The sequence below is a fragment of the Streptomyces bullii genome (assembly GCF_042657145.1).
GTDB classification, from domain to species: Bacteria; Actinomycetota; Actinomycetes; order Streptomycetales; family Streptomycetaceae; genus Streptomyces; species Streptomyces bullii.
This window is the reverse complement of record NZ_JBHSNY010000005.1, coordinates 596,739-622,429: the sequence shown is the minus strand read 5'-3', so window position 1 is coordinate 622,429 and position 25,691 is coordinate 596,739. Positions and strand designations below refer to the sequence as shown.

Sequence of the window (25,691 nt, the reverse complement as noted above, 5' to 3'; positions counted from 1 at the left end):
GTAGTGGGTGACGCGGGCGGCGTCGTCGCGGTCCTTCGTGGGGACGCCGCCCTCGTCGTTCACCTTCAGGTCCGACGTCCGGCGGGCGGCGGCGACCAGCACCCGGTGGTCGCCGGACAGGCCGGTCCTCGGATGCGGTCGATGAAGAACGGGCAGCGGCCCCAGGGCCGGGACGGACTCGGCGGGGGAGTGCGGCGGCCGGGGTGTCTCCTGCGCGGGCAGCCCGTCGCCGCTGGATCCACCGGCGCAGCAGGGACCGGGGGCCGGCGGGCGGGGCAGCGGGGCGTGCGGCTGGCCGCCGGCCGCGGTTCGCACAGCGCGGCCAGGACCGCGAAGCAGCGCTCGGTGCTGTCCCCGGAGAAGGCGGAAGCGGTCGTGGACCGCCCTGGTCGACGGCGACGGCGACCGGCGGGACGGCCGGTCGGGCGCCCTCGGTGCTCACACGGTCGTGGCTGGGCGCCCACACCTCCAGCGGCAGCAGGCCGCCCGCCGCCCGTCACGATCCGGGTCGAACGCGAACGGGACCGGCGAGTCCCGCCGCCCGGGCGCACCGTGATGTGCTCGTCGGCGCAGACTCTCCGTGCCGGACGGCTGCCCGTCAGACCAGGGCGACGCACCAGGGCCGTGTCCCCCCTCGTGCGGGTGGGACACGGCCCTTGGATGTGAGGGGCGCGAACGGTGCCGTCCCCCGGGCGCGTTCAGTAGCGCGGACGCTTGAACCATTCCGCGCTGGGACGCTTGGCGGCGAAGACGATCAGCATGATCGCGACCGCGATGATGACCAGGCCGAGGCCCCAGGCCGCGATCATGAAGATGCCGGTGACGATCGCGAAGGAACCGTAGACGATCGAGCAGACCCGGACGCCGTTGCCGCCCTTGCCGTACTGGAGCAGCAGCACCAGGCCCAGGATCGCGAAGACGGCGGCCAGGCCCAGGAAGAAGACGACGACACCCTTGCCGAGGTCGGCGAACTGCTGGGTCTCCGAGTCGGTCAGGCCGGCGTCGGCCATCGTCTTGTCCCACTGGGTCAGCGTGTAGGCGTACACACCCGCGATGATCACGTGGGCCACGACGATCACGCCGAGCATGATCTGCGCCGCGCGCGTGATGCCCGGCATCTGGGCGGGGGCGGGCGCGTAACCGCCGCCGTAGGGCTGCTGCACCGGCGGGGCCGCGGGGTATCCGTAGCCCTGCTGGGGAGCGCCGGGCGGGGTCTGGGGGTATCCGTAACCGGGACCGCCCGGCTGCTGCTGGGGCGGCTGCCCGTAAGGGTTGTTCGGGTCGCCGAAACTCATGGCGGGTCTTCCTCCGATGTCGCTTCAGGTGCGGGGACGACGCGGGGCACGGCGCGGAGGAAGTTTCTACAGATGCGGTGCGTCCCCCCGGTTCTGCCCGCGGCACTGTTGCCGCTCATGGTTCTTGACGCGTGTCTTCCTTGTCCAGCCGCGGTCGGCATGTGTTGTGCAAGTGCAACATCACTGATCATGGGCGGATACGAGGGGAACGTGCCGGATGCGAGGGACGGCCGACCGTACGGGCCGCCGGGTACCAGGATCCGGCCCTGATTGGAACAGGGGCCCGGTCATCCGCGAGGATGGGACCCATGACCGCCCAGATTCTCGATGGCAAGGCCACCGCAGCCGCGATCAAGTCCGACCTGACCGCCCGCGTGGCGGCGCTGAAGGAGAAGGGCGTCACGCCCGGCCTCGGCACGATCCTGGTCGGGGACGACCCCGGCAGCCAGAAGTACGTCGCCGGCAAGCACCGCGACTGCGCCCAGGTCGGCATCGCCTCCATCCAGCGCGAGCTGCCGGCCACGGCCACGCAGGAGGAGATCGAGGCGGTCGTCCGCGAGTTGAACGAGGACCCGGCCTGCACCGGCTACATCGTCCAACTGCCGCTGCCCCGGGGCATCGACGAGAACCGCATCCTCGAACTGATGGACCCGGACAAGGACGCCGACGGTCTGCACCCGATGAACCTCGGGCGCCTCGTCCTCAACGAGCCGGCCCCGCTGCCCTGCACCCCCAACGGCATCCTCACCCTGCTGCGCCGCTACGGCGTGGAGCTCAAGGGCGCCGAGGTCGTGGTCGTCGGCCGCGGCGTGACCATCGGCCGCCCGATGCCGCTGCTGCTGACCCGCCGCAGCGAGAACGCCACGGTGACGCAGTGCCACACCGGCACCCGCGACCTGTCGGCGCACCTCAGGCGCGCGGACATCGTCATCGCCGCGGCCGGCTCGGCCCATCTGATCCGTCCCGAGGACGTCAAGCCGGGCGCGGCCGTCCTGGACGTCGGTGTCTCCCGCAGCGCCGAGGGCAAGATCGTGGGGGACGTCCACCCGGACGTGGCCGAGGTCGCCGGCTTCCTCTCCCCGAACCCCGGCGGGGTCGGCCCGATGACCCGCGCGCAGCTGCTCGTCAACGTGGTCGAGGCGGCGGAGCGCAGTGTCGGCTGAGGACAGGACCGAGGGCGGTCCCGAGGAGATCACGGTCCGCGACCCCGTCAGCGCACCGGACGCCGAGGGCCGGCCGCGGCGCGTCACCCGCCGCTTCCCGCTGTTCACCCGGGACACCGCGCGCCCCGAGGGCGGTGGCCGGGCCGCGCCCCGGGACGCCCCCGCGCCCGCCCGGCAGTGGCCCGTGCTCGCGGTGCTGGCCGTGGTCGGGCTGGGCCTGCTGCTGACCGCGTTCGACCTGTTCCGGCTCGGCACGCTGCTGATCGGGTCCGCGCTGCTGGGTGGTGCCGTCCTGCGCTGGCTCGTGCCCGACGTCGGCATGCTCGCCGTCCGCTCCCGCTTCACGGACATCGTCACGTACGGCGGACTGGGGCTGGCGATCGTGCTGCTGGCGATGATGGCGCAGCCCAAGCCGTGGCTGGAGATCCCCTTCCTGAAGGACACCCTGCACTTCACGGTGGACAGTTAGCCGTCGGTGCGCCGTGCCGTCCGGCGGCCCGTCCTCTCCCCCGAGGGAGGACGGGCCGCGGGAACCACCCTCCTGCACCGAGAACCGGCTGTTCAACGGCTGTCCGCGCGCTGTGGCACGGAAGTGACGGTTCCGCTACGTGCTCCGGATCCCCGGCTCGGGGCGTGCTGAGGTGTGCGGGACCGCTGGGGTTCATGTGTACGAATATGTGGTTTCTGTGTGTCGATGCATTGACAAGTTCGCGGATTTACCACGAAGTGGCCCAACGACGGGGCTAGCGTGGGCAATCGGGACGGTCCGGGGCGTCCCGTGCGTCGGCCGGCCGTCCGGTTCGGTGGAGGGGGTTACCGATGGGACACTGGACCGCCCGCGGCCAGGCGTGCAACGGTGCACGCCCGCGGCCCTGATGCTCCCGTGCGCCCCCACCCCGGGAACTGAGATCCTGACTGGGCGCATCCCTGTGGGTAGCCAGAACGGGGACTCGGCGAAGGGCACCATGCGCGGGGGAAATACCAGCACGAACCGGGGGGAAGAGGGGGGTAGCAATGCCTCGTTGGAAGGCCTTGCCGGATGAACTCGATCCGCAGATCAGGGAGTTCACCAGCCAGCTGCGGCGGCTCGTGGACCGCAGTGGCCTGAGCATCGCGTCGGTGGCCGACCGGACGGGTTACAGCAAGACGTCCTGGGAGCGTTACCTGAACGGCCGGCTGCTCGCGCCCAAGGGCGCGATCGTGGCGCTCGCCGAGGTCACCGGGACCAATCCGGTGCACCTGACCACCATGTGGGAGCTCGCCGAGAGAGCGTGGAGCCGCTCGGAGATGCGGCACGACATGACCATGGAGGCCATCCGGATATCGCAGGCGCGTGCCGCGCTCAGCGAGTTCGGCGCGCCCGCGGCCGACGCCGGCGGCGGCAGGACGGCCCGCAAGGGCCGCAGCGCCACGGTGACGCCGGGTGTCGCCGGGCCCGCGGGCGTGGTGCCGAGCGTGCCGGCGCAGCCGGCGCCCTCGGACGTCCAGGACTCGGTGGGCGACGTACGGGACGCGCGGGACGCGCGGGAGGGCGCCGGGTCCGGTGGTTCCTCCGAGGTCAACTCGTGGGGGATGGCCGGGTACGCCGGGCCGTCGCGGTCCGGTGGGCGCACGGCGGGCCCGCGCCCCGGGGCGGCGTCCGGGCAGGGCACCGGTCCGCTTGCCGGACCGGACACCTCCGGTCCCGTTCGGTCGCCGGGTGCGGCGAGCACGGCGGGAACGTACGGACAACCGCCGCGCGGCGGCGGCCGTGGCCGTGTCGGAGGCCGAGGCGGCACAAGCCGGATGACGATGTTCCTCGCCGGTGCCGTGGGTGTGCTGGTGGTGATCGCCGGTGCCTTCTACCTCACCAACGGCGACGGGGACGACAAGAACGAGCGCGCCGCCAAGTCGCCCTCGCCGTCCGCCAGCACCGACCCGAACCTGCCGGCCGGGGTCAAGTGCAGTGGGGACAGCTGCACCGGCAAGGACGCGGAGAGCATGGGGTGCAGTGGTGACCTGGTCACCACGGCCGAGACCGCGACCGTCGGCACGGCCGTCGTGGAGGTCCGCTACAGCGAGACCTGCAAGGCTGCCTGGGGACGCATCACCCAGGCGGCACAGGGCGACGAGGTCCAGGTGAGCGCCGGCAAGGCGAAGCAGAGCGGCAGCATCACCGTGGCCGGGGACACGATCGCGTACACACCGATGGTGGCGGTGAAGAACGCCACCGAGGCGAAGGCCTGCGCGTTGCTGGCGGCCGGGCAGCAGGGCTGCACGGAGTAACGCCGCACGTCGGGCGCGGCGTCCGGGAGCAGGCGTACGGGCCTCGGGCCCGGGGGCGCCGCCTCCCGGGCGCCGCCGTCCCCCGGGCGTTCGCCGGCCGTCCGGTGCCGGCCCCGGCCCCCGTGGACGCGGTCGGCGGCGCGCGGCGGGAAAGCCTGTGGGGGACCGGGCCCGCGCGTCGGCAGAACACACCGCGCGCGCCGGCAAAACAAACCGCGCGGGACACGCATGACTCACCGAATCCCGGGCACGCGAACCGTACCCCCACGGGAGTCCGGCATGGTCGGTTCCCCCCACGGCGGCCGCCTTCCCCCTCTCCCGGACAGGCGGCCGCCGCTTGTGTCTCCGGGTGGGTGCTCTGTGGGGTGGGCCACACGAGCCCGGCCGTCCGGGATGACGGATGCGCGATAGCCTGACGCTGGATCTCTCTTGACGCCAAGAGATCGATCATTCGTACCCGTGATCGATCATCGCGGCGGCGTCCGCCACGAGCAGGCGTCGGGGATCCCGCACCCCGGGGCAGGGACGCCCCAACCGCCAGCTGTCATACGGAGAACGCCATGACCCGCACTCCCGTGAACGTCACCGTCACCGGCGCGGCCGGCCAGATCGGTTACGCCCTGCTCTTCCGCATCGCCTCCGGCCAGCTGCTCGGCGCGGACGTGCCGGTCAAGCTGCGTCTGCTGGAGATCACCCCGGCCTTGAAGGCGGCCGAGGGCACGGCCATGGAGCTCGACGACTGCGCGTTCCCGCTGCTCCAGGGCATCGACATCACCGACGACCCGAACGTCGCCTTCAACGGTGCGAACGTCGCCCTCCTCGTCGGCGCCCGCCCCCGCACCAAGGGCATGGAGCGCGGTGACCTCCTGGAGGCCAACGGCGGCATCTTCAAGCCGCAGGGCCAGGCCATCAACGCCCACGCCGCGGACGACATCCGCGTCCTGGTGGTCGGCAACCCGGCCAACACGAACGCGCTGATCGCCCAGGCCGCCGCCCCGGACGTACCGGCGGAGCGGTTCACGGCCATGACCCGCCTGGACCACAACCGCGCCCTGACCCAGCTGTCGAAGAAGACCGGCGTGCCGGTCTCCGAGATCAAGAAGCTGACGATCTGGGGCAACCACTCCGCCACCCAGTACCCGGACATCTTCCACGCCACCGTCGCCGGCAAGAACGCCGCCGAGGTCGTCAACGACGAGAAGTGGCTGGCCGAGGACTTCATCCCGACCGTCGCCAAGCGCGGCGCGGCGATCATCGAGGCCCGCGGCGCCTCCTCCGCGGCCTCCGCGGCCAACGCCGCCATCGACCACGTCTACTCCTGGGTCAACGGCACCCCGGAGGGCGACTGGGTCTCCATGGGCATCCCGTCGGACGGTTCGTACGGTGTCCCGGAGGGCCTGATCTCCTCCTTCCCGGTCACCTGCAAGGACGGCAAGTACGAGATCGTCCAGGGCCTGGACATCAACGAGTTCTCCCGCACCCGCATCGACGCCTCCGTCAAGGAGCTCGAGGAGGAGCGCGAGGCGGTTCGCGGCCTCGGCCTCATCTGATCCCTGCGCGATCGAGCGTTCCCCACGGGCCCGTACCGGATTCCGCCGGTGCGGGCCCGTGCCGTTCCCGGGGCACCGCAGGCGGTGCTCGCACCAGAGGTGGGTCGCCGGCCGCGACAGCCGCCGGGCGGCCGAGCCGGGTCCCGGGCTCGCGCAGGGACACTCCGCCGGCGCTGTCCACGATCTCGAACAGCGGCCGAACCTACCTCCTGGCGACGCCGTAGAACGGGGCACCGAACCTCCTGGCGACGCCACAGAACGGGACGCTGAGCTTCCCTTCAGTGGGTGTTCTGTCTAATTTGTCCACATCTTCAGTGACGCAGCGCACTTTCGGCCATGGATCGCGCATGCATCCAGGGCGCCCGGGCAGGCGAACCCGGTCCCGTGAGTGACACAGGTGTGACACAGGGGCACTGAACAGGAACGGAAGGCAGTTACCGATCATGGCGGAAAGTACCGGACTTCAGGCGCGCGAAACCATTCACGCGGGAGGAAAGTGGCGGGCGGCCGTCTCCGGCGCCACGCGCGAGATCCTCGACCCCGCGGACGCCCTGCCGTTCGCCGTGGTCGCGGAGGGTGACGAGAAGGACACCGATCTGGCGGTCGCCGCCGCGCGGCACGCCTTCGACGAGGGCCCGTGGCGGCACACGCCCGTCGCCGAGCGCACCGCGCTGCTGCGCCGCGTCGCCGACCTGCTCGTGCGGGACCGGGAGGAACTCGGCCTGCTGGAGAGCCGGGACGCGGGCAAGACCGTCGAGGAGGGCCGCGTCGACGTCGACTGCGTCGCCGACGCCTTCCGGTACTTCGCCGACCTGGTCGCGGGCGAGGCCCCGGGCCGGGTCGTGGACGCGGGCTCGCCCGACATCCACAGTGTCGTGGTGCACGAGCCCGTCGGCGTCTGCGCGATGATCACGCCCTGGAACTACCCCCTGCTCCAGGCCAGTTGGAAGATCGCCCCCGCCCTCGCCGCCGGCAACACCTTCGTGATCAAGCCGAGCGAGATCACCCCCCTGTCGACCGTCGCGCTCATCGAGCTGCTGGCCGAGGCGGGGCTGCCCTCCGGGGTCGCCAACATCGTCACCGGCCCCGGCCACACGGTCGGCGCCCGGCTCGCCGAGCACCCCGACGTCGACCTGGTCTCCTTCACCGGCGGTCTGGCCAGCGGCACGAAGGTGGCGCAGGCCGCGGCGCCGAGCGTGAAGAAGGTCGCCCTGGAACTCGGCGGCAAGAACCCCAACGTCGTCTTCGCCGACGCCTGTGCCACCGACGAGGCCTTCGACACCGCCGTCGACCAGGCCCTCAACGCCGCGTTCATCCACAGCGGCCAGGTCTGCTCGGCCGGCGCCCGCCTCATCGTCGAGGAGTCGGTCCGCGACCGCTTCGTCGCCGAACTCGCCCGCAGGGCCCGGAAGATCCGCCTGGGCCGCGGCACCGAGGACGGCGTCGAGTGCGGCCCGCTCGTCTCCGAGCAGCAGCGCGCCAAGGTCGAGGCGTACGTCGCCTCCGCGCTGGAGGAGGGCGCCGTCCTGCGCACCGGCGGCAAGCGGCCCGAGCCGTCCCCGCAGCGGCCGGAGAACGGCTACTTCTACGAGCCGACCGTCCTCGACCACTGCCACCGCGAGATGCGGGTCGTGCGGGAGGAGGTCTTCGGACCCGTCCTCACCGTCGAGACCTTCCGCACCGAGGACGAGGCCGTCGCCCTCGCCAACGACACGGAGTACGGCCTCGCGGGCGCCGTCTGGACCGCCGACGCCGGGCGGGCCCGCAGGGTCGCGGGCCGACTGCGGCACGGCACCGTGTGGATCAACGACTTCCACCCCTACCTCCCGCAGGCGGAGTGGGGCGGCTTCGGCAAGAGCGGAGTGGGCCGCGAACTGGGCCCGGCCGGACTCGCCGAGTACCGCGAGACCAAGCACGTCTACCAGAACCTCGCCCCCCGGCCGGTGCGCTGGTTCGCGGGCTGAGCCGTCCCTCGACATCTCCGCCCGACTCTCCCGTCCGTCCCCTCACCGAGACTTCCGGCTCCTGATCCCCCCAGGGAGTACCACATCCATGCCTGACCACACCCACGAGTACGACTACGTCGTGATAGGCGGCGGAACCGCCGGTTCCGTCATCGCCTCCCGTCTGACCGAGAACCCGGACGTCACCGTCGCCGTCATCGAGGGCGGCCCCAGCGACGTCGACCGCGACGACGTGCTGACGCTGCGCCGCTGGATGGGCCTGCTCGGCGGCGAGCTGGACTACGACTACCCGACCGTCGAGCAGCCCCGCGGCAACTCCCACATCCGGCACAGCCGCGCCCGCGTCCTCGGCGGCTGCTCCTCGCACAACACCCTCATCGCGTTCAAGCCGCTGCCGTCCGACTGGGACGAGTGGGAAGAGGCCGGCGCCAAGGGCTGGGGCGCGGTTCAGATGGAGGCGTACTACGCGCGCCTGCTCAACAACATCGTCCCGGTCGACGAGAAGGACCGGAACGCCATCGCCCGCGACTTCGTCGACGCCGCCCAGGCCGCGCTCGGCGTGCCGCGTGTGGAGGGCTTCAACAAGAAGCCGTTCACCGAGGGCGTCGGCTTCTTCGACCTTGCCTACCACCCCGAGAACAACAAGCGCTCGTCGGCGTCGGTGGCGTACCTGCACCCGGTGATGGACGAGCGGCCCAACCTGACGATCCTGCTGGAGACGTGGGCGTACAAGCTGGAGCTGAACGGCACCCGCGCCGAGGGCGTCCACGTCCGCACCAAGGACGGCGAGGAGATCCTCGTGCGCGCCCGCAACGAGGTCCTGCTGTGCGCCGGCGCCATCGACTCGCCGCGCCTGCTGCTGCACTCCGGCATCGGACCCAGGGCCGACCTGGAGAAGCTCGGCATCCCCGTCGCGCACGACCTGCCGGGCGTCGGCGACAACCTGCTCGACCACCCCGAGTCGGTGATCGTCTGGGAGACCCACGGCCCGATCCCCGAGAACTCCGCGATGGACTCCGACGCGGGCCTGTTCGTACGCCGTGACCCCGAACACGCGGGCCCGGACCTGATGTTCCACTTCTACCAGATCCCGTTCACGGACAACCCGGAGCGACTGGGCTACGAGCGGCCGGAGTTCGGCGTGTCGATGACCCCGAACATCCCCAAGCCCAAGAGCCGCGGCCGGCTGTACCTCACCAGCGCCGACCCGCAGGTCAAGCCCGCGCTGGACTTCCGCTACTTCAGCGACGAGGACGACTACGACGGCCGCACCCTCGTCGACGGCATCAGGATCGCCCGCGAGATCGCGAGGACCGAGCCGCTGGCCGGCTGGCTCAAGCGCGAGGTGTGCCCCGGCCCCGACGTCACGGGCGACGAGGAGCTCGGCGAGTACGCCCGCAAGGTCGCGCACACCGTGTACCACCCGGCGGGCACCTGCAAGATGGGCGCGCCGTCGGACGAACTCGCGGTCGTCGACCCCGAGTTGCGGATCCGCGGCCTGGAGGGCATCCGCGTCGCCGACGCCTCCGTGTTCCCGACCATGACCGCGGTGAACCCGATGATCGGAGTGCTCATGGTCGGGGAGAAGGCCGCCGACCTGATCGGGGGTGGTGCGCGATGACCACCACCGCCACGACCCCCGTGAACACCGCCGCCGACACCCCCGTCTTCTCCGTCGAGGGCCTGTGGAAGGTCTTCGGCCCCAAGGCCGCCCGCGTCCCCGGCGATTCCGAACTGACCGCCCTCGACCCCGCCGAGCTGCGGGCCCGTACCGGCTGCACGGCCGCCGTGCGGGACGTCAGCTTCGACGTGCGCAAGGGCGAGGTCTTCGTCGTCATGGGCCTGTCCGGCTCCGGCAAGTCCACGCTGGTGCGCTGTCTGACCCGGCTGATCGAGCCGACGGCGGGCACCATCTCCATCGACGGCGAGGACGTCCGCGCCATGGACAAGGGGCGCCTGCGCGAACTGCGCCGGCACCGCGCCGCCATGGTCTTCCAGCACTTCGGCCTGCTGCCGCACCGCACGGTCCTCGACAACGTCGCCTACGGCCTGGAGATCCAGGGCATGAGCCGGGCCGAGCGCCGCGAGAAGGCCGCCGAGGTCGTCGCCAAGGTCGGGCTGGAAGGCATGGAACACCGCCGGCCCGGCCAGCTCTCCGGCGGCCAGCGGCAGCGCGTCGGCCTGGCCCGCGCGCTCGCCGTCGACCCCGAGGTGCTCCTCTTCGACGAGCCGTTCAGCGCGCTCGACCCGCTCATCCGGCGCGACATGCAGGAGGAGGTCGTCCGGCTGCACCGCGAGGAGGGCCGCACGATGGTCTTCATCACCCACGACCTCAACGAGGCCCTGAAGCTCGGCGACCGCATCGCCCTGATGCGCGACGGCCGCGTGGTCCAGCTCGGCACACCCGAGGAGATCGTGGGCTCGCCCGCCGACGACTACGTCCGCGAGTTCGTCCGCGACGTCCCGCGCGAGCAGGTCATGACCGTCCGTACGGCCATGCGCGGCGCGACGCCCGACGAGGCGGGCAACGGCCCGGCGGTCCCGCCCGACGCGACGGTGTCCGAGGCCATCGAGGCGGTCGCCCGGGCGGGCGCCCCGGCCCGGGTGGTGGACCACGGCCGCTGCCTGGGCGTGGTCGACTCGGACGCCCTGCTGGAGGTCGTGGCCGGGACGGGGCTCGACCCGGCTGCCGACGGTGCCGCCGCCGAGGCCGCGCCCCTCCCGCGGAGGACGGCGCCCGCCCGGCGCGGCGCGGCGTCCCGACCCGACCAGGGCACCAGCGAGGAGCTGGTCTGATGGCAACCGTCACCACGTCCACCCTGCGCCTCAGCCCACCGGGCGTCCTGAGGCACCGGGCCGTCCGCAAGCTCCTCCTGCTCGCAGTCTTCGCGGCGATCCTCGTGCCCCTGGCCGACGCCCGCTGGGCGAGCGGCACCTGGCCGAGCGCCCTGACCGTCGACGTCTCCGAGCCGCTGTCGAAGACCAGCGACTGGATCATCGACAACCGGGACAGCCACCCGCTGTTCCTGTACTTCTTCGGCCACATCAGCAACGCCGTCGTGATCTCCGTACGGGCCGTCTACCTCGCCCTGCTGGCCGCCGGCTGGGCGGGCGTCACCGCCCTGGGCGCCGTCGTCGCCTGGCGGTTCGCGGGCGTGCGGCTCGCGCTCGGCACGGCGGCCGCGTTCCTCGCCTGCGGTGCGCTCGGCATGTGGGTGCCGACCATGCAAACGCTCGCCCTGATGGTGGTCGCGGTCGTCGCGTCGGTCGTCGTGGGCGCGCTGCTCGGGCTCGCCGCCGGGCTGTCGGACCGGATGGACCGCGTGCTGCGCCCGGTCCTGGACACCATGCAGGTGCTCCCGGCCTTCGCCTACCTCCTGCCGGTCGTGCTGGTCTTCGGCATCGGCGTCCCCGCGGCCGTGCTGGCCACCGTCGTCTACGCCGCCCCGCCCATGGCCCGGCTCACGGCGCTCGGCCTGCGCGGCGCCGACAAGGAGTGCTGGAGGCCGTCGAGTCGCTCGGCGCCACCGCCCGGCAGAGGCTGCTGACCGCGCGTGTCCCGCTGGCCCGCAAGGAACTCCTCCTCGGCGTCAACCAGACGATCATGATGGCGCTGTCCATGGCGGTCATCGCGTCGGTCATCGGCGCGGGCGGCCTCGGTGACCGCGTCTACCAGGCGCTGGCCTCCGTCGACGTGGGCGCGGCGCTCGCCGCCGGTGTCCCGATCGTGCTGCTGGCCGTCGTCCTGGACCGGGTGACAGGCGCGGCGGGGGCCCGCCTCGGCGCGGAGCCGGAGCCCCGGCGCGTCCTGGGATGGCTGGTCGCCCTGGCCGCCGCCGTGGCCGTCGCGGTCGCCGGGCGCCTCACCGGCCGGCTCGACTGGCCCGACGCCTGGGTCGTCAACATCGCCGAGCCGGTCAACCGCGCCGTCGACTGGATGACCGCGCACCTGTACTCGGGCGTCCCCGTCGTCGGCGGTACGGCCGAATGGGCGGGCCGCTTCACCACCTGGGTCCTGGACCCGGTGCGCGGCGGCCTGCAGTGGCTGCCGTGGTGGTCCGTACTGCTGATCGTCGCCGCCCTGGCCTGGCTGATCGGTACCTGGCGCACCGCGCTGACCGCCGTGCTCGCCATGGCCGCGATCGGTGTCCTCGGCGTGTGGAAGCCGTCCCTGGACACGCTGTCGCAGGTGCTGGCGGCCGTCGCCGTCACCCTCGTCGTCGGCTTCGTGACCGGCATCGCGGCGGCCCGCAGCGACCGCTTCGAGCGGTTGCTGCGGCCCGTCCTGGACGTCTTCCAGACCATGCCGCAGTTCGTGTACCTGATCCCGGTCGTCGCCCTGTTCGGCGTCGGCCGCGCCCCGGCCGTCGCCGCCGCCATCGTGTACGCGCTGCCGGCCGTCGTCCGCATCACCACGCAGGGCCTGCGCCAGGTCGATCCGGCCGCCCTGGAGTCGTCCCGCTCGCTGGGCGCGACCAGCTGGCAGCAGCTGCGGCAGGTCCAGCTGCCGCTCGCCCGCCCGGCCCTGCTGCTCGCGGTCAACCAGGGCGTGGTCCTCGTCCTCGCCGTCGTCATCATCGGCGGCCTGGTCGGCGGTGGCGCGCTCGGCTACGACGTCGTCTTCGGCCTCGCCCAGGGCGACCTGGCGACCGGTCTGGTGGCCGGCGCGGCGATCGTCTGCCTGGGCCTGATGCTCGACCGGGTGACGCAGCCCACCCAGCGCCGCACCAGCAAGGGAGCCTGACATGCGACTTCGTACGACTGCCGTAGTGGGCTCCCTGCTGCTGCTGACCGGCTGCGGCGCCGCCGACATGACCAAGCAGGCGTCGCCGTTCGCCAACGCCCAGAGCGCCACGACCGTGACCCTGTCCGTGCAGTCCTGGGTGGGCGCCCAGGCCAACGTGGCCGTCGCCGAGTACCTGCTGGAGCACGAGCTGGGCTACCGCGTCGACACCGTCCAGGTCGACGAGGTGCCCGCCTGGGACGCGCTCAGCCAGGGCCGGGTCGACGCGATCCTGGAGGACTGGGGCCACCCCGACCAGGAGAAGCGGTACGTCGAGGACAAGAAGACGATCACGCGCGGCGGCGACCTCGGCGTCACCGGGCACATCGGCTGGTTCGTCCCGACGTACCTCGCCAAGCAGCACCCCGACATCACCGACTGGAAGAACCTCAACAAGTACGCACACCTGTTCCGCACCCCCGAGAGCGGCGACAAGGGCCAGCTGATGGACGGCTCCCCGTCCTACGTCACCAACGACAAGGCGCTGGTGAAGAACCTCAAGCTGGACTACCAGGTCGTCTTCGCCGGGTCGGAGGCCGCGCAGATCACCCAGATCCGGCAGTTCGCGAAGGAGAAGAAGCCCTTCCTGACCTACTGGTACTCGCCGCAGTGGCTCTTCAAGAAGGTCCCGATGACGGAGGTGAAGCTGCCGCCCTACAAGGAGGGCTGCGACGCCGACCCGGAGAAGGTCGCGTGCGCCTATCCGCACACCCCGCTGCAGAAGTACCTCAACGCGGACTTCGCGCGGCAGGGCGGCAAGGCGGCGGCGTTCCTGAAGAAGTTCAAGTGGACGACCGAGGACCAGAACGAGGTCTCCCTGATGATCGCCGACCAGAAGATGACGCCGGAGCAGGCGGCGAAGAAGTGGGTGGACGGCCACGAGTCGACCTGGAAGGCGTGGCTGTCCCGATGATCCCCAGCGCCTGACTCCAGCGCCTGTCATCCGTGCGTCTGCGATCCGTGGGTCTGTGATCCGTGCGTGTGTGACCCCTGTGCCCGGAGGTCCGCCGCGATCTCCCGCAGCGCCGCGGTCGCCCGGCGCTGGAGTCCCGGCCCGAAGGTGATCCGGGTGGCCCCTCGCGCGCCGAGTTCGGCGGGCGAGGGGCCTTCGCCGTCCAGCCGGGCAAACACGTTGACCGGGCCCTGGATCCCGGCCCGCAGCAGCGGCAGCACCTCGGGCGGGGCGCCGATCGGGTACACGCAGTCGGCGCCGGCCGCCACGTACAGCGCGGCCCGTTCGATGGCCCGTTCGGGATCCGCGACGCCTCGTACGAACGTGTCGACGCGCGCGTTGACGAAGAGCGCGTCGGCGGCCTCCGCCCGTACCTCGGCGAGCCAGTCGGCATGCCGACGCGGATCCTTGAGCACCCCGTCGGCGGAGTCCTCCAGGTTGCATCCGACGACCCCCGCCTCCAGCAGCCGCTCCACCAGCTCCTTCGGCGCCAGCCCGTAGCCGCCCTCGACATCCGCCGACACCGGCACCTCCACGGCCCGTACGATCCGGGCGACCGCGGCGAACATCTCGTCGGCCGGGGTTCGCCCGTCCTCGTGGCCGAGGGAGGCGGCGACCCCCGCGCTGGGGGTCGCCAGCGCCGGGAACCCGGCTTCCTCGAACACCCGGGCACTGGCCGCGTCCCAGGGGCCGGGCAGGATCAGGGGGTCGCCGGGCAGGCGGCCCCGATGCAGTTTCCGGAACGTCTCCACCTTGCTCATGGCGAGTACTCCCCAGGCGAAATCCGGCGGGCGACCATCACCCGGTTCCAGTTGTTGATGGCGACGACCAGCGCGACGAGGTGGGCGAGCCGCACGTCGTCGAAGTGCTTGGCCGCCCGTGCGTAGACCTCGTCGGGCACGAAGCCTCCCTGGGAGCCGGAAGCCCCAAAGGTGCCTCCGGTCAGGACCGTGATCGCCTCGGTCAGCGCGAGCGCGGCCCGCTCCCGCTCGTCGAAGACGCCCCCGGCCTCCTCCCAGGCGGCGAGCAGGTCGAGCTGCCGCTCACCCACCCCGTGCTCCCGGGCGAGGGCGAGGTGCATGTCCAGGCAGAACGCACAGTGGTTGAGCTGCGAGGCGCGGACGACCACGAGCTCGGCGAGCGCGGGATCGCCGAGCCCCCTCTTCGCCGCGGCACTGAGCGCGGACATGGCCTGCCCGACCTCCCGGTCGAGGAGTGCCGTGCGCACCGTCACGTGTGCTGCCCCGGCTGGTAGTGCCCCGGCGTCATACGGCACGTCACACCGAACCGGTTCCACGCGTTGATCACCGCGATCGCGGAGATCAGCTGGGCCAGCTCGGCCTCCTCGAAGTGCTGGGCGGCCTTCTCGTACACCGCGTCCGGCACGAACCCGTCCGTCAGGACCGTCACGGCCTCCGTCAGCTCCAGCGCCGCGAGCTCCTTCTCGGTGTAGAAGTGCCGCGACTCCTCCCACGCGCTGAGCTGGATGATCCGCTCGACGCTCTCGCCGGCCGCGAGCGCGTCCTTGGTGTGCATGTCGATGCAGAGGGCGCAGTGGTTGATCTGCGAGGCGCGGATCTTCACCAGCTCGTACAGCGTCGGGTCGAGGCCCTGCCGCGCGGCCGTGTCCAGCCGGATCATCGCCTTGTAGACGTCCGGGGCGAGCTTGGCCCACTCCAGGCGGGGGGTGAGTTCGGGGGCGTACTCCATGGTCGTGGTCTGCGGTGCGTTCGTCGTCATGCCCTCGACCCTAGGAACGAAGCAGCCCAGGAGTATGGTCCATTCCCATGGCGGAACCCTGGGCCACTTTGGGCATCGACCTGCATCTGGAGCCGAGCGGCCCGGGGCTGCGGCGGGGCCTGACCGACGCGCTGCGCGAGGCCGTCCGCTCCGGCCGTCTCGCGCCCGGCACCCGGCTGCCCTCCTCCCGCACGCTCGCCGCCGACCTCGGCATCGCCCGCAACACCGTCGCCGACGCCTACGCCGACCTGGTCGCCGAGGGCTGGCTCACCGCCCGGCAGGGCTCGGGCACCCGGGTCGCCGACCGCGCGGCGCCCCGGCCGTCCCGCCGGCCCGCCGGTTCGCGCCGCCCGCCCGGCCGCCTCCCCTACAACCTCGTCCCCGGCACCCCCGACCTCGCGTCCTTCCCGCGCACCGAGTGGCTCAAGGCCGCCCGCCGCGCCCTGGCCGCCGCCCCGAACGACGCCCTCGGCTACGGCGACCCGCGCGGCCGTGTCGAACTGCGCACCGCGCTCGCGGGCTATCTCGCCCGGGTGCGGGGCGTACGCGCCGACCCCGAACGCCTCGTCGTCTGCTCCGGGTTCGCGCACGGCCTGAAACTGCTCGGCGAGGTGCTGCACGCCCGGGGCCACCGCACCCTGGCCGTCGAGCCGTACGGACTGGACGTGCACTGGAACCTCCTGAAGAGCACCGGTCTGCGTACCGTGCCGCTGCCGTTCGACCAACTCGGCCCCCGCACCCAGGACTTGGGCGGCGTACCGGCCGTACTGCTCAATCCGGCGCACCAGTTCCCGACGGGCGGCGCCCTGCGCCCCGAGCGCCGCGCCGCCGCCGTCGACTGGGCGCGCCGCACGGGCGGGCTGATCCTGGAGGACGACTACGACGGGGAGTTCCGCTACGACCGCCAGCCCGTGGGCGCGCTGCAGGACCTCGACCCGGACCACGTGGCCTACCTGGGCACGGCCAGCAAGTCGCTCGCCCCGGGGCTGCGCCTGGGCTGGATGGTCCTGCCTCCGTCCCTCGTCGCCGAGGTCACGCGGGTCGGCGGGGGCCGGTCCCCGGGCGTCCTCGACCAGCTGACGCTCGCCGAGTTCATCACCTCCGGCGCGTACGACCGCCATGTCCGGGCCGCCCGGCTGCGCTACCGGCGCCGCCGTGACGCCCTCGTGAAGGCCCTGGCCACGCGGGCGCCGGAGGTACGGGTCGGCGGCATCGCGGCCGGCCTGCACGCCGTCCTCCATCTCCCGCCGGGCACCGAACAGTCCGTCGTCCAGGCGGCGGCCTGGCAGGGCCTCGCCGTGCACGGCCTGTCCCGCTTCCGCCACCCGTCCGCCGAGGTGGAGCCCGCCGACGCGCTGGTCGTCGGCTACGGCACGCCACCGGACCATGCCTGGGCGGGGACCCTGGAGGCGCTGTGCAAGGCGCTTCCGTAGGCCGGTGGCACGCGCCGGAAGACGGCCGGTGCGGTCGCCGTGCCGGGACACGGCCGCGGGTTCGGCGTTGGGCGGTGGTGGGAGTGCGGCTGCGGGTTCGGCGTTGGGTGGTGGTGGGAGTGCGGCTGCGGGTTCGGCGTTGGGCGGTGGCGGGAGTCGGCTGCGGGTTCGCCCTGCCGCAGTGGCGGGAGCTTGGGGTGTGGGCCCTGCTCCCTCCGGATTCGGGCCGGCGTCCGCCCGCGGTGGCTGTCGTGCCTGGCCGAGGGCCTGTCCGACAGTGCGCCGGGCCGAGCGCGCGGCGGGTGCCGTAGGGGGCGAAGGCGCTCCCCACGGCGCCGCCCGGTCAGGGAGCCTGACGGAACCGGGGCCTCCGGGAGGGCTCCGGGGCGCTCCCCGGGCCGGGCGGCCCGCCCCCGTCGTGGACCTGCGGCACCGGCGCCTCTCCGAACCGGGCCAGCGCCAGGGAGCCCGCCACCGCGACGGCGAACCCGAGCACCGCCATCCACCCCAGACCGGGACGTGTACGGTCGCCGAGCCACACCACGCCGACCAGCGCCGGCCCGACCGTCTCCCCGAGCACCATCCCGGCCGTGGCCGCGGTCACCGAGCCGCGCTGCAGCGCCGAGGTCAGCAGCAGGAACGCCGCCCCGCCGCCGAGCAACAGCGCGTACGCCGCCGGATTGACGAGCAGCGCACCGGGCGTCACGCCGTCGATCAGCCGGACCGCCACCTCGACCACCCCGAACCCGAAACCGGAAGCCAGCCCCAGGACGAGCGCCCGGACCCGCTCCGGCAGCCGGCCGCCCACCCCGTCGAGCAGCAGCACACCGGCCGCGGTGCCGAGCATGGCCCACCTCAGCGCGGCCGATCCGGCCCGGTCGCCCTCCGCGCCCGATGCCAGCCCCAGCAGCGCCAGCCCCGCGCACACCACCGCCACCGCCGCCCACTCCACCCGGCTCAGCCGCACCCGCAGCAGCCGCGCCGCGACCACCGCCGTCACCGCGAGACTGGCCGCCAGCGCCGCGCCCACGGCATAGATCGGAACCGACCGCAGCGCGAGAACCTGCAACAGGAATCCGAGCCCGTCCAGCATCAGCCCGGCGACATACCGCCACTGCCTCAACGCCCGCCACAGCAGGGCCACGTCCCCGCCCGGCCCCGTCGCCGCCGCCGTCCGCGCGGCGATCGCCTGCAGCACCGTCGCGGTGCCGTAACAGACCGCCGCACCAAGGGCGCACACCATTCCAAAGATCACAAATCGACAGTAGGCGAGGGAGCCCGGGCAGGGGGTCGACGCACGCGCACTCTCACCGATCTCTAGGCTGGCCGCTTGCGGTCCGCCGCCACGGGCCGGACGCACGGATCACGAACGGTCGGGCACCACACAACGGGGAGACACGGACATGGCACAGACACGGCGACGGCTGCGCTCGAGCACGGTGGTGCTGGGCGGCATGGGCGTCCTGGCGGCGGCCCTGACGTCCTGCGGATCCGAGCCTGACCGCCGCTGCGTGGACCGGGACAGCTACGACTACCTCAACGGCTACAAGATCGTCGCCGACAAGAACTGCAAGACCGGCTCCTCCGGCACCTCGACGGGCTCCTCCTACGGCAAGGGCCGCAAGAAGACCGGCACGGGCAACGGCGTGGACGCGGCCTGGTACTACGACGCCGACATCGACGGCGGCTACGCCGACTACGGCACCTTCAGCCGCAGCGAGGCCGTCGACCGGGGCGGCTTCGGCTGCGAGGGCTCCGGCAGCGGCGGCGGCTGAGCGGCCGGCCGAGCACAGACCAGGACGCACTCGGACCACGCCATGGAACGCCGCACCATCGACCCCCGCCCCGGCTGGCAGCAGACCGTCGAGGAGCAGGGCCTCATCTATCCCCTCACCCGCTACCCCGACAACTCTCTGCGCCCCTACTGGGACGAGAGCGCCTACTACGCCTTCACGCTGGAGGAGGTCGAGGCGCTGGAGGAGGTCGTCGAGGAACTGCACCGCATGTGCCTGGCCGCCGCCGACCACATCGTCACCGAGGACCGCTTCGCCGACCTCGGCATCACCGACCCGCGGGTGGCGCGGGCGGTCGCCGAGGCCTGGCACCGGCGTGCCGAACTCCCCTCCGTCTACGGCCGCTTCGACCTCCGCTACGACGGCACCGGTCCGGCCAAGCTGCTGGAGTACAACGCCGACACACCGACGTCTCTCGTCGAGGCCGCCTCTCCCCAGTGGTTCTGGATGGAGGAGCGCTTCCCCGGCGCCGACCAGTGGAACTCCCTCCACGAACGCCTCGTCGACGCCTGGAAGAAGCAGTCCGCCCTCCTCCCGCCCGGCAGCCCCCTGTACTTCGCGTACTCCTCGGCCGACGAGTACGGCGAGGACATGATGACGGTCGCCTACCTGAAGGAGACCGCCGAGCAGGCGGGTCTGGCCACCGACTGGATCTCCATGGAGGAGATCGGATGGGACCGCCTCTCCGGCCGGTTCGTGGACACCAGACTCCGCTTCATCCGCAGCGTCTTCAAGCTCTACCCCTGGGAGTGGCTCACCACCGACCGCTTCGCCGGCCACGTCCTCGACACCCTCGACAACGGCGGCGGCACCGGCTCGACCCTGTGGATCGAGCCGGCCTGGAAGATGCTGCTGAGCAACAAGGCCCTGCTGGCCGTCCTCTGGGAGCTCTACCCGGACCACCCCAACCTCCTCCCCGCCTACCTCGACGGTCCCCGCGACCTGGCCACGACTCACGGCTACGTCGCCAAGCCCCTGCTGGGCCGCGAGGGCGCCGGCGTGACGGTCCACGAGCCGGGCGACGCCACGGCGGCGGCCCCAGCCGTCCGCGACGAGCCGTGCTGCTACCAGCGACTCGCCCCCCTGCCCGCCTTCGACGGCAACCGCGTCGTGCTCGGCGCCTGGGTGGTGGAGAACGAGTCGGCCGGCCTCGGCATCCGAGAGTCCTCCGGCCTGGTCACGGACGAGTACGCCCGCTTCCTGCCCCACGTGATCCTCTGAGACCCGCCCTCACCCCGACAGCCCCAGAGCACCCCGGTCCCGCCGCATCCGCACGGGGCCCGGCGCGGACCAGGCGCGATACGGCGCGTCTCGTCTCGTCTCGTGCGGCGGCCCCCGGCGGACCCGGCCACATGGTGGACGCGGCGCCTCGGCGATCAGACCCTCCCGGTAGGCTGATCCACGGGCCGTGACTGGCGCGCTGGGATGGGACCGACCATCGGGGAGCGGCCCCTGGACCCTGTCCAGCACGAGTGCCGTGCGCCTGGGCCGTACCGTGAACGCTGAACGCAACGTCCGGAGGTCCTTCATGTCAGCCGAGCCCCTCTCCACCGCTTCCATCGCCTACCGCGCCGCCCTCGACGTGATCCGCGCCGTCGAGCCCCGAGTCGCCGACGCCATCGGCCAGGAGGTCGCCGACCAGCGCGAGATGCTCAAGCTGATCGCCTCCGAGAACTACGCCTCCCCGGCCACCCTCCTGGCGATGGGCAACTGGTTCAGCGACAAGTACGCCGAAGGCACCGTCGGCCGCCGCTTCTACGCCGGCTGCCGCAACGTCGACACCGTCGAGTCCCTCGCCGCCGAGCACGCCCGCGAACTCTTCGGCGCCCGCCACGCCTACGTCCAGCCGCACTCCGGCATCGACGCCAACCTCGTCGCCTTCTGGGCCGTCCTCGCCGACCGTGTCGAGGCCCCCTTCCTGGAGAAGACCGGTGTCCGCCAGGTCAACGACCTCACCGAGCAGGACTGGGCCGAACTGCGCCAGGCCTTCGGCAACCAGCGCATGCTCGGCATGTCCCTCGACGCCGGCGGCCACCTCACCCACGGCTTCCGCCCGAACATCTCCGGCAAGATGTTCGATCAGCGCTCCTACGGGACCGACCCGGCCACCGGCCTCCTCGACTACGAGGCCCTGCGCGCCACCGCCCGCGAGTTCAAGCCGCTGATCATCGTCGCCGGCTACTCCGCCTACCCCCGTCTCGTGAACTTCCGCATCATGCGCGAGATCGCCGACGAGGTCGGCGCCACGCTCATGGTCGACATGGCGCACTTCGCGGGCCTCGTCGCCGGCAAGGTCCTCACCGGCGACTTCGACCCGGTGCCGCACGCCCAGATCGTCACCACCACCACCCACAAGTCGCTCCGTGGCCCCCGCGGCGGCATGGTGCTGTGCGACGACTCCCTCAAGGACCAGGTCGACCGGGGCTGCCCGATGGTCCTCGGCGGCCCGCTGCCGCACGTCATGGCCGCCAAGGCCGTCGCCCTGGCCGAGGCCCGCCAGGAGTCCTTCCGCGACTACGCCCAGCGCATCGTCGACAACTCCCGCGCCCTCGCGGAGGGCCTGATGCGCCGCGGCGCCACCCTGGTCACCGGCGGCACCGACAACCACCTCAACCTGATCGACGTCGCCTCCTCCTACGGCCTCACCGGCCGCCAGGCCGAGGCCGCCCTGCTCGACTCGGGCATCGTCACCAACCGCAACGCCATCCCGGCCGACCCCAACGGCGCCTGGTACACCTCCGGCATCCGCATCGGCACCCCCGCCCTGACCACCCGGGGCCTGGGCGCCGCCGAGATGGACGAGATCGCGGCCCTCATCGACCGTGTCCTGACCACCACCGAGCCCGGCACCACCAGCAAGGGCGCCCCGTCCAAGGCCCAGCACGTCCTGGACCCGAAGGTCGCGGACGAGATCTCCCACCGCGCCACCGACCTGCTCAAGGGCTTCCCGCTCTACGCGGAGATCGACCTCGGCTGACACCCCGGGCGAAGTCCGGGAGGACTTCCGCATCAGGGCATCGAGCTCACAGGTCGCTCAGCTCCTGGCGTGGTTCCTCCCGCGGCGGTCCGGCCTAGCGCCGGGCCGCCGCGCGGCGTTTCAGCAGCGTGCCGCCGCCCCGAGCGGCCCAGCCCACCGCCGCCCACCAGGCCCCGCCGGCCTCACACCCCGACCCACACCTGGTCCACCCCCGGCTCTGGCCCGGCCGTTCCCACCGCCGCGCCGTCCCATCAGTCCCCCTCCGATTGCTCACGTGCTCACGCGTCGAGAAGTTCCTGCTTCGGTTCCGCAACCCGTTCCCGGCGGGCGCCCTGGATCCGCCCGGCGAACGGCCGCAGCACCAGCGCCAGCACCGCTCCGACCGCCGCGCCCGGCAGCGCCCACCACCAGTCAGTGCCGCCGTCCGCCGCTGCCGCCCGGGTGCCGGTCGCCGGGGTGGCCGAGGCCGCCCCGCCCGCCGTCGAGGTCGCCGCGCCGTCCGTCTGCGCCGGGACCGGGGCGGAGCCGGAGCTGTCGCCTTGCGAGGCCCTGCCCATCACGCCCAGCTCGTCCAGCAGGTCCTGCAGCGCGACGGGCTGACGGGCGCGATGCCAGAGACCGTCGAAGGACCCGGTCGGCTTCGTCGTGGTGTGTATCCAGACGTTGCCGCCGCTGCCGTTCACCACGTACACCTGGTCCACCCGCCAGGGCGTCACGTCGTGGATGAGCCATGTGACGTTGATCTGGCGGGAGGCCTCCAGCACGGCCTCAGGGGGCTTGGTGCGCGTGCCTCCGGCTCCTCCGAGGGGGCCCAGCAGCCGCTCCAGCTCCCTGTACTCCTTGTCGCTGTGGTACAGCGACGCCGTCTTCTCGCTTCCCGGCGAGACCACGACCACGCTCGTCGGCCCTCCTGCCGAGGCGGGCGAGGCGCCCCACACGAGCAGGGCCGTGCTCGCCGCCAACGCCCCCACCCATGCCGTCAGTTCACGTGCCTTGTTCCTCCACCGCTGCATCCGAACCCCCGAAGCGACTGATCCGTGCGGCCGTCCGAGGGCCGCCTGTCACTTCTGGTACACCGCCCGGCCCCTCGGGGTTCCCACCCCGCGCCGGCTATTCAGGGGAGCCGCCGGAGGGCCCGCCCTCCGGCTCGCGCAGCGACTCCGCGATCTCCACCGCGCGCTCCTTCGACCCCACGCCCTCCAGACGGAGCGTGACGACACCCTCACCGCCCGGGGAGGTCCACAGCAGAGTCGGCCCGGCCGTGCGCTTCCTCCACGTGTAGCGGGCGCCGTCCGGGCCCACCAGCGGAAACGTCAGCAGATGCGGCCGGGGAAACCACAGAGCCGGATCCGGGATGCCGTCGGCCGGGGTCTCACCGATCGGTGGCAGCAGCTCCGGCTGCTGGGGCACGGTCTTGATGAAGCTGGTGTCCAGCCGCGCCCGGAACTCGTCCAGCCGGACCGTGTGCCCCCGCTCGCGCCAGCACAGGCTCACCAGAACGCGCCCGCGCGGCAGGCCGCTCACCGTCACCCCGTCCGGAGGGCCCAGGGTCTCCGGCATCAGCGGCGCGAACCCGGCCCGCCGCTCGGCGTCGGCCAGGGGCACCGACCGGCCGCAGCCCGGCACCTCGGTACCCGGCGACGGCACCGCCGACGGGTCGTACCGCACCTGGACCCCGCCGAAGCCGAACCAGTCGGAGACGGCGGCCCGCACCGGGGGCGTGAGCGTGAGCAGCGCCAGCAGCCCGCACAGCACCGCCGTCAGCGACCGCCACCGCGCCCGCGCCCGGCGCCGCCCCGCCCGCACCTTCTGCCGCAGCCGCTCACCGGCCCCCGGCGGCTCCACCGCCGGCACCGGCACATGCTCGGCCAGCAGTTGCTCCAGCACCCGCTCGACCATCGACTCCGCCCCGACCTCGCCGGGCGGGTCCAGCGACCGCCCCAGTGCCATCAGCTCCGCCCGCAGCCGCGCGGCCGCCGCCCGCCGGTGCCCCTCGCCACCCGCACCGTCGTAGGCATCCCGCTCGTCACTCACGTTCCCTCACCCCCTTCCCGAGGCTCTCCGGGCTGGAAGTCCGGCAGCAGGCGGGCCAGCTTGCGCAGCGCGCGGTTCAGCCGGGACTTCACCGTCCCCCGGGGCCAGCCCAGGGCCTGGGCGGTCTCCGGCTCGTCCATCTCCAGCAGATAGCGGTAGGTGACGACCAGGCGGTGCTCCTCGCTGAGCTTCTCGAGGGCGGCCAGCAGCGCGGCGCGACGCTCGGTGTGCAGCGTCGCGACCGCCGGGTCCGCCGACTCCGGTATCAGCGGCTCCGCCTCCACGAACAGCGCCTCACGCCCCGCGAGCGTGCGCTGCCGCGCCGCCGTGCGCACTGTGTTCCTCGTCTCATTGGCGACGATCGCCAGCAGCCACGGCTTGAACGCCATGCCGTCCCTGAACCGGCCCAGCGCGCAGTACGCCTTGACGAAGGCCTGCTGCACCACGTCCTCCGCGTCCGCACCCGCCCCGAGCGCGGCCGCCGCCCTGAGCGCGATGCCCGTATGGGCCCGCACCAGCTCCGCGTACGCCGCCGGCTCTCCGGCGCGTACGCGTGCGATCACCGCGGCCTCATCGACGATGCGGCCCCCCTCCCGCGTCCTCACAGTCTTGTTACACCGCGGGGCACGGATCGGTTCCCACCTGTTTCGGACCAGTTCCGGATCGGCCCCCGAGACCTGAGAGAATGGTGGGCATGGCCTCTGACCGACCTCGCGTGCTCTCCGGAATCCAGCCCACCGCGGGCTCGTTCCACCTCGGCAACTACCTCGGCGCCGTCCGCCAGTGGGTGGCCCTGCAGGAGACCCACGACGCGTTCTACATGGTCGTCGACCTGCACGCGATCACGCTTCCGCAGGACCCGAAGGACCTGCGCGCCAACACGCGCCTCGCCGCCGCCCAGCTGCTGGCCGCCGGACTCGACCCCGAGCGCTGCACGCTCTTCGTCCAGAGCCACGTCCCCGAGCACGCCCAGCTCGCCTGGGTCATGAACTGCCTCACCGGCTTCGGCGAGGCGTCCCGCATGACCCAGTTCAAGGACAAGTCCGCCAAGCAGGGCGCCGACCGGGCCTCCGTCGGCCTGTTCACGTACCCGATCCTCCAGGTCGCGGACATCCTGCTGTACCAGGCGAACGAGGTGCCGGTCGGCGAGGACCAGCGCCAGCACATCGAACTCACCCGCGACCTCGCCGAGCGCTTCAACGGCCGCTTCGGCAGGACCTTCACCGTCCCGAAGCCGTACATCCTCAAGGAGACGGCGAAGATCTACGACCTTCAGGACCCGTCGATCAAGATGAGCAAGTCGGCGTCCACGCCGAAGGGCCTCATCAACCTCCTCGACGAGCCGAAGACCACCGCCAAGAAGGTCAAGAGCGCGGTCACCGACACCGACACGGTCATCCGCTACGACGTCGAGAACAAGCCCGGCATCAGCAATCTCCTCACCATCTACTCCACCCTCACCGGGGCCGGTATCGGCGAACTGGAGGAGAAGTACGCCGGCAAGGGCTACGGTGCGCTCAAGACGGACCTCGCCGAGGTCATGGTCGAGTTCGTGACGCCGTTCCGGGAGCGCACCCAGCAATACCTGGACGACCCCGAGACGCTCGACTCGATCCTGGCCAAGGGCGCGGAGAAGGCGCGTGCCGTCGCCGCGGAGACCCTCTCCCAGGCATACGACAGGGTGGGCTTCCTGCCCGCCAAGCACTGAACCCGCCCGTCGCGCGAGCCGTACCACCGAGAGC

At 72.4% G+C, this 25,691-nt stretch carries 21 protein-coding genes, 1 pseudogene and 1 riboswitch; of the genes and pseudogenes, 14 read left to right on the top strand and 8 right to left on the bottom strand.

Annotated elements, in window-relative coordinates; translation table 11 throughout:
• Nucleotides 1–698: 698 nt before the first annotated feature.
• On the bottom strand, nucleotides 699–1,295 hold the full coding sequence (locus tag ACFPZJ_RS17395; RefSeq protein WP_381022072.1) for a hypothetical protein: 597 nt from the start codon (nucleotides 1,293–1,295) through the stop codon (nucleotides 699–701).
• 308 nt (nucleotides 1,296–1,603) lie between these two features.
• Here ACFPZJ_RS17395 and ACFPZJ_RS17390 point away from each other — a divergent pair, with 308 nt between their 5' ends.
• The 9 genes and pseudogenes from ACFPZJ_RS17390 to ACFPZJ_RS17350 all read left to right on the top strand — a co-directional run bounded on the left by ACFPZJ_RS17390 (nucleotide 1,604) and on the right by ACFPZJ_RS17350 (nucleotide 13,933).
• The gene (locus ACFPZJ_RS17390; protein WP_381022070.1) at nucleotides 1,604–2,458 is read left to right on the top strand and encodes a bifunctional methylenetetrahydrofolate dehydrogenase/methenyltetrahydrofolate cyclohydrolase; all 855 of its coding nucleotides are present in this window, start codon (nucleotides 1,604–1,606) and stop codon (nucleotides 2,456–2,458) included.
• Nucleotides 2,448–2,927, top strand: a complete 480-nt coding sequence (locus ACFPZJ_RS17385) for a DUF3017 domain-containing protein (RefSeq protein WP_381022068.1) — start codon at nucleotides 2,448–2,450, stop codon at nucleotides 2,925–2,927. Before ACFPZJ_RS17390 ends, ACFPZJ_RS17385 begins: the two co-directional genes overlap by 11 nt.
• A 545-nt stretch (nucleotides 2,928–3,472) precedes the next feature.
• Nucleotides 3,473–4,723, top strand: a complete 1,251-nt coding sequence (locus ACFPZJ_RS17380) for a helix-turn-helix domain-containing protein (protein ID WP_381022066.1) — start codon at nucleotides 3,473–3,475, stop codon at nucleotides 4,721–4,723.
• A gap of 560 nt (nucleotides 4,724–5,283) precedes the next feature.
• On the top strand, nucleotides 5,284–6,273 hold the full coding sequence (locus ACFPZJ_RS17375; RefSeq protein WP_381022064.1) for a malate dehydrogenase: 990 nt from the start codon (nucleotides 5,284–5,286) through the stop codon (nucleotides 6,271–6,273).
• A gap of 443 nt (nucleotides 6,274–6,716) precedes the next feature.
• Nucleotides 6,717–8,237, top strand: coding sequence for an aldehyde dehydrogenase family protein (locus ACFPZJ_RS17370; RefSeq protein WP_381022062.1), 1,521 nt, complete (start codon nucleotides 6,717–6,719; stop codon nucleotides 8,235–8,237).
• A gap of 88 nt (nucleotides 8,238–8,325) precedes the next feature.
• Nucleotides 8,326–9,858: a GMC family oxidoreductase gene (locus ACFPZJ_RS17365; RefSeq protein ID WP_381022060.1), complete on the top strand. Its 1,533-nt coding sequence runs from the start codon at nucleotides 8,326–8,328 to the stop codon at nucleotides 9,856–9,858.
• Nucleotides 9,855–11,033, top strand: a complete 1,179-nt coding sequence (locus tag ACFPZJ_RS17360) for a quaternary amine ABC transporter ATP-binding protein (protein ID WP_381022058.1) — start codon at nucleotides 9,855–9,857, stop codon at nucleotides 11,031–11,033. Before ACFPZJ_RS17365 ends, ACFPZJ_RS17360 begins: the two co-directional genes overlap by 4 nt.
• Nucleotides 11,033–12,981 (top strand): annotated as a pseudogene (locus tag ACFPZJ_RS17355) (ABC transporter permease). Before ACFPZJ_RS17360 ends, ACFPZJ_RS17355 begins: the two are co-directional and overlap by 1 nt.
• 1 nt (nucleotide 12,982) lies before the next feature.
• Nucleotides 12,983–13,933 (top strand): ABC transporter substrate-binding protein, encoded by a 951-nt coding sequence (locus ACFPZJ_RS17350; RefSeq protein ID WP_381022056.1) that lies wholly within the window; start codon nucleotides 12,983–12,985, stop codon nucleotides 13,931–13,933.
• A gap of 26 nt (nucleotides 13,934–13,959) precedes the next feature.
• Here the strand turns inward: ACFPZJ_RS17350 and ACFPZJ_RS17345 are convergent, their stop codons facing one another.
• From ACFPZJ_RS17345 to ACFPZJ_RS17335, 3 genes are read right to left on the bottom strand one after another with little or no spacing between them, the layout of a single operon-like run.
• Nucleotides 13,960–14,733 carry an isocitrate lyase/PEP mutase family protein gene (locus ACFPZJ_RS17345; RefSeq protein WP_381022054.1) on the bottom strand — a complete coding sequence of 258 codons (774 nt, stop codon included), beginning with the start codon at nucleotides 14,731–14,733 and terminating at the stop codon, nucleotides 13,960–13,962.
• Nucleotides 14,730–15,206, bottom strand: a complete 477-nt coding sequence (locus ACFPZJ_RS17340; RefSeq protein ID WP_381022053.1) for a carboxymuconolactone decarboxylase family protein — start codon at nucleotides 15,204–15,206, stop codon at nucleotides 14,730–14,732. The genes ACFPZJ_RS17345 and ACFPZJ_RS17340 overlap by 4 nt, the downstream gene beginning before the upstream one ends.
• Nucleotides 15,203–15,712 (bottom strand): carboxymuconolactone decarboxylase family protein, encoded by a 510-nt coding sequence (locus tag ACFPZJ_RS17335; protein ID WP_381022052.1) that lies wholly within the window; start codon nucleotides 15,710–15,712, stop codon nucleotides 15,203–15,205. Before ACFPZJ_RS17335 ends, ACFPZJ_RS17340 begins: the two co-directional genes overlap by 4 nt.
• Before the next feature lie 47 nt (nucleotides 15,713–15,759).
• Here ACFPZJ_RS17335 and pdxR point away from each other — a divergent pair, with 47 nt between their 5' ends.
• Nucleotides 15,760–17,145 (top strand): MocR-like pyridoxine biosynthesis transcription factor PdxR, encoded by a 1,386-nt coding sequence (gene pdxR, locus ACFPZJ_RS17330; RefSeq protein WP_381022050.1) that lies wholly within the window; start codon nucleotides 15,760–15,762, stop codon nucleotides 17,143–17,145.
• Between the two features lie 343 nt (nucleotides 17,146–17,488).
• On the opposite strand, the gene ACFPZJ_RS17325 is transcribed toward pdxR, so the two are convergent.
• Nucleotides 17,489–18,388 carry a DMT family transporter gene (locus ACFPZJ_RS17325; RefSeq protein WP_381022161.1) on the bottom strand — a complete coding sequence of 300 codons (900 nt, stop codon included), beginning with the start codon at nucleotides 18,386–18,388 and terminating at the stop codon, nucleotides 17,489–17,491.
• A gap of 160 nt (nucleotides 18,389–18,548) precedes the next feature.
• Here ACFPZJ_RS17325 and ACFPZJ_RS17320 point away from each other — a divergent pair, with 160 nt between their 5' ends.
• From ACFPZJ_RS17320 to ACFPZJ_RS17310, 3 genes are all read left to right on the top strand, one after another.
• Complete coding sequence (locus tag ACFPZJ_RS17320; RefSeq protein WP_381022049.1) at nucleotides 18,549–18,920, top strand: hypothetical protein; 372 nt, start codon at nucleotides 18,549–18,551, stop codon at nucleotides 18,918–18,920.
• 42 nt (nucleotides 18,921–18,962) lie between these two features.
• Nucleotides 18,963–20,159, top strand: a complete 1,197-nt coding sequence (locus tag ACFPZJ_RS17315) for a glutathionylspermidine synthase family protein (protein WP_381022048.1) — start codon at nucleotides 18,963–18,965, stop codon at nucleotides 20,157–20,159.
• A gap of 177 nt (nucleotides 20,160–20,336) precedes the next feature.
• A riboswitch (ZMP/ZTP riboswitch) is annotated at nucleotides 20,337–20,434 on the top strand.
• 32 nt (nucleotides 20,435–20,466) lie between these two features.
• On the top strand, nucleotides 20,467–21,915 hold the full coding sequence (locus tag ACFPZJ_RS17310) for a glycine hydroxymethyltransferase (protein WP_381022046.1): 1,449 nt from the start codon (nucleotides 20,467–20,469) through the stop codon (nucleotides 21,913–21,915).
• 278 nt (nucleotides 21,916–22,193) lie between these two features.
• Here the strand turns inward: ACFPZJ_RS17310 and ACFPZJ_RS17305 are convergent, their stop codons facing one another.
• The 3 genes from ACFPZJ_RS17305 to ACFPZJ_RS17295 form a co-directional block, all read right to left on the bottom strand.
• Nucleotides 22,194–22,886, bottom strand: coding sequence for a hypothetical protein (locus ACFPZJ_RS17305; RefSeq protein ID WP_381022159.1), 693 nt, complete (start codon nucleotides 22,884–22,886; stop codon nucleotides 22,194–22,196).
• 139 nt (nucleotides 22,887–23,025) lie between these two features.
• Nucleotides 23,026–23,949, bottom strand: a complete 924-nt coding sequence (locus ACFPZJ_RS17300) for a hypothetical protein (protein WP_381022045.1) — start codon at nucleotides 23,947–23,949, stop codon at nucleotides 23,026–23,028.
• Complete coding sequence (locus ACFPZJ_RS17295; RefSeq protein WP_381022043.1) at nucleotides 23,946–24,554, bottom strand: RNA polymerase sigma factor; 609 nt, start codon at nucleotides 24,552–24,554, stop codon at nucleotides 23,946–23,948. The genes ACFPZJ_RS17300 and ACFPZJ_RS17295 overlap by 4 nt, the downstream gene beginning before the upstream one ends.
• An 89-nt stretch (nucleotides 24,555–24,643) precedes the next feature.
• Between ACFPZJ_RS17295 and trpS the strand changes: the two genes are divergently transcribed.
• Nucleotides 24,644–25,657 carry a tryptophan--tRNA ligase gene (gene trpS, locus ACFPZJ_RS17290; RefSeq protein WP_381022041.1) on the top strand — a complete coding sequence of 338 codons (1,014 nt, stop codon included), beginning with the start codon at nucleotides 24,644–24,646 and terminating at the stop codon, nucleotides 25,655–25,657.
• Nucleotides 25,658–25,691 lie beyond the last annotated feature (34 nt).

Excerpts from the sequence above, each read along its gene's own strand:
- ACFPZJ_RS17395 (WP_381022072.1), bottom strand. The coding sequence starts at position 1,295 with ATGAGTTTCGGCGACCCGAACAACCCTTACGGGCAGCCGCCCCAGCAG.
- ACFPZJ_RS17390 (WP_381022070.1), top strand. The coding sequence starts at position 1,604 with ATGACCGCCCAGATTCTCGATGGCAAGGCCACCGCAGCCGCGATCAAG.
- ACFPZJ_RS17380 (WP_381022066.1), top strand. The coding sequence starts at position 3,473 with ATGCCTCGTTGGAAGGCCTTGCCGGATGAACTCGATCCGCAGATCAGG.
- ACFPZJ_RS17375 (WP_381022064.1), top strand. The coding sequence starts at position 5,284 with ATGACCCGCACTCCCGTGAACGTCACCGTCACCGGCGCGGCCGGCCAG.
- ACFPZJ_RS17370 (WP_381022062.1), top strand. The coding sequence starts at position 6,717 with ATGGCGGAAAGTACCGGACTTCAGGCGCGCGAAACCATTCACGCGGGA.
- ACFPZJ_RS17365 (WP_381022060.1), top strand. The coding sequence starts at position 8,326 with ATGCCTGACCACACCCACGAGTACGACTACGTCGTGATAGGCGGCGGA.
- ACFPZJ_RS17360 (WP_381022058.1), top strand. The coding sequence starts at position 9,855 with ATGACCACCACCGCCACGACCCCCGTGAACACCGCCGCCGACACCCCC.
- ACFPZJ_RS17350 (WP_381022056.1), top strand. The coding sequence starts at position 12,983 with ATGCGACTTCGTACGACTGCCGTAGTGGGCTCCCTGCTGCTGCTGACC.
- ACFPZJ_RS17345 (WP_381022054.1), bottom strand. The coding sequence starts at position 14,733 with ATGAGCAAGGTGGAGACGTTCCGGAAACTGCATCGGGGCCGCCTGCCC.
- ACFPZJ_RS17335 (WP_381022052.1), bottom strand. The coding sequence starts at position 15,712 with ATGACGACGAACGCACCGCAGACCACGACCATGGAGTACGCCCCCGAA.
- pdxR (WP_381022050.1), top strand. The coding sequence starts at position 15,760 with ATGGCGGAACCCTGGGCCACTTTGGGCATCGACCTGCATCTGGAGCCG.
- ACFPZJ_RS17325 (WP_381022161.1), bottom strand. The coding sequence starts at position 18,388 with ATGGTGTGCGCCCTTGGTGCGGCGGTCTGTTACGGCACCGCGACGGTG.
- ACFPZJ_RS17320 (WP_381022049.1), top strand. The coding sequence starts at position 18,549 with ATGGCACAGACACGGCGACGGCTGCGCTCGAGCACGGTGGTGCTGGGC.
- ACFPZJ_RS17315 (WP_381022048.1), top strand. The coding sequence starts at position 18,963 with ATGGAACGCCGCACCATCGACCCCCGCCCCGGCTGGCAGCAGACCGTC.
- ACFPZJ_RS17310 (WP_381022046.1), top strand. The coding sequence starts at position 20,467 with ATGTCAGCCGAGCCCCTCTCCACCGCTTCCATCGCCTACCGCGCCGCC.
- trpS (WP_381022041.1), top strand. The coding sequence starts at position 24,644 with ATGGCCTCTGACCGACCTCGCGTGCTCTCCGGAATCCAGCCCACCGCG.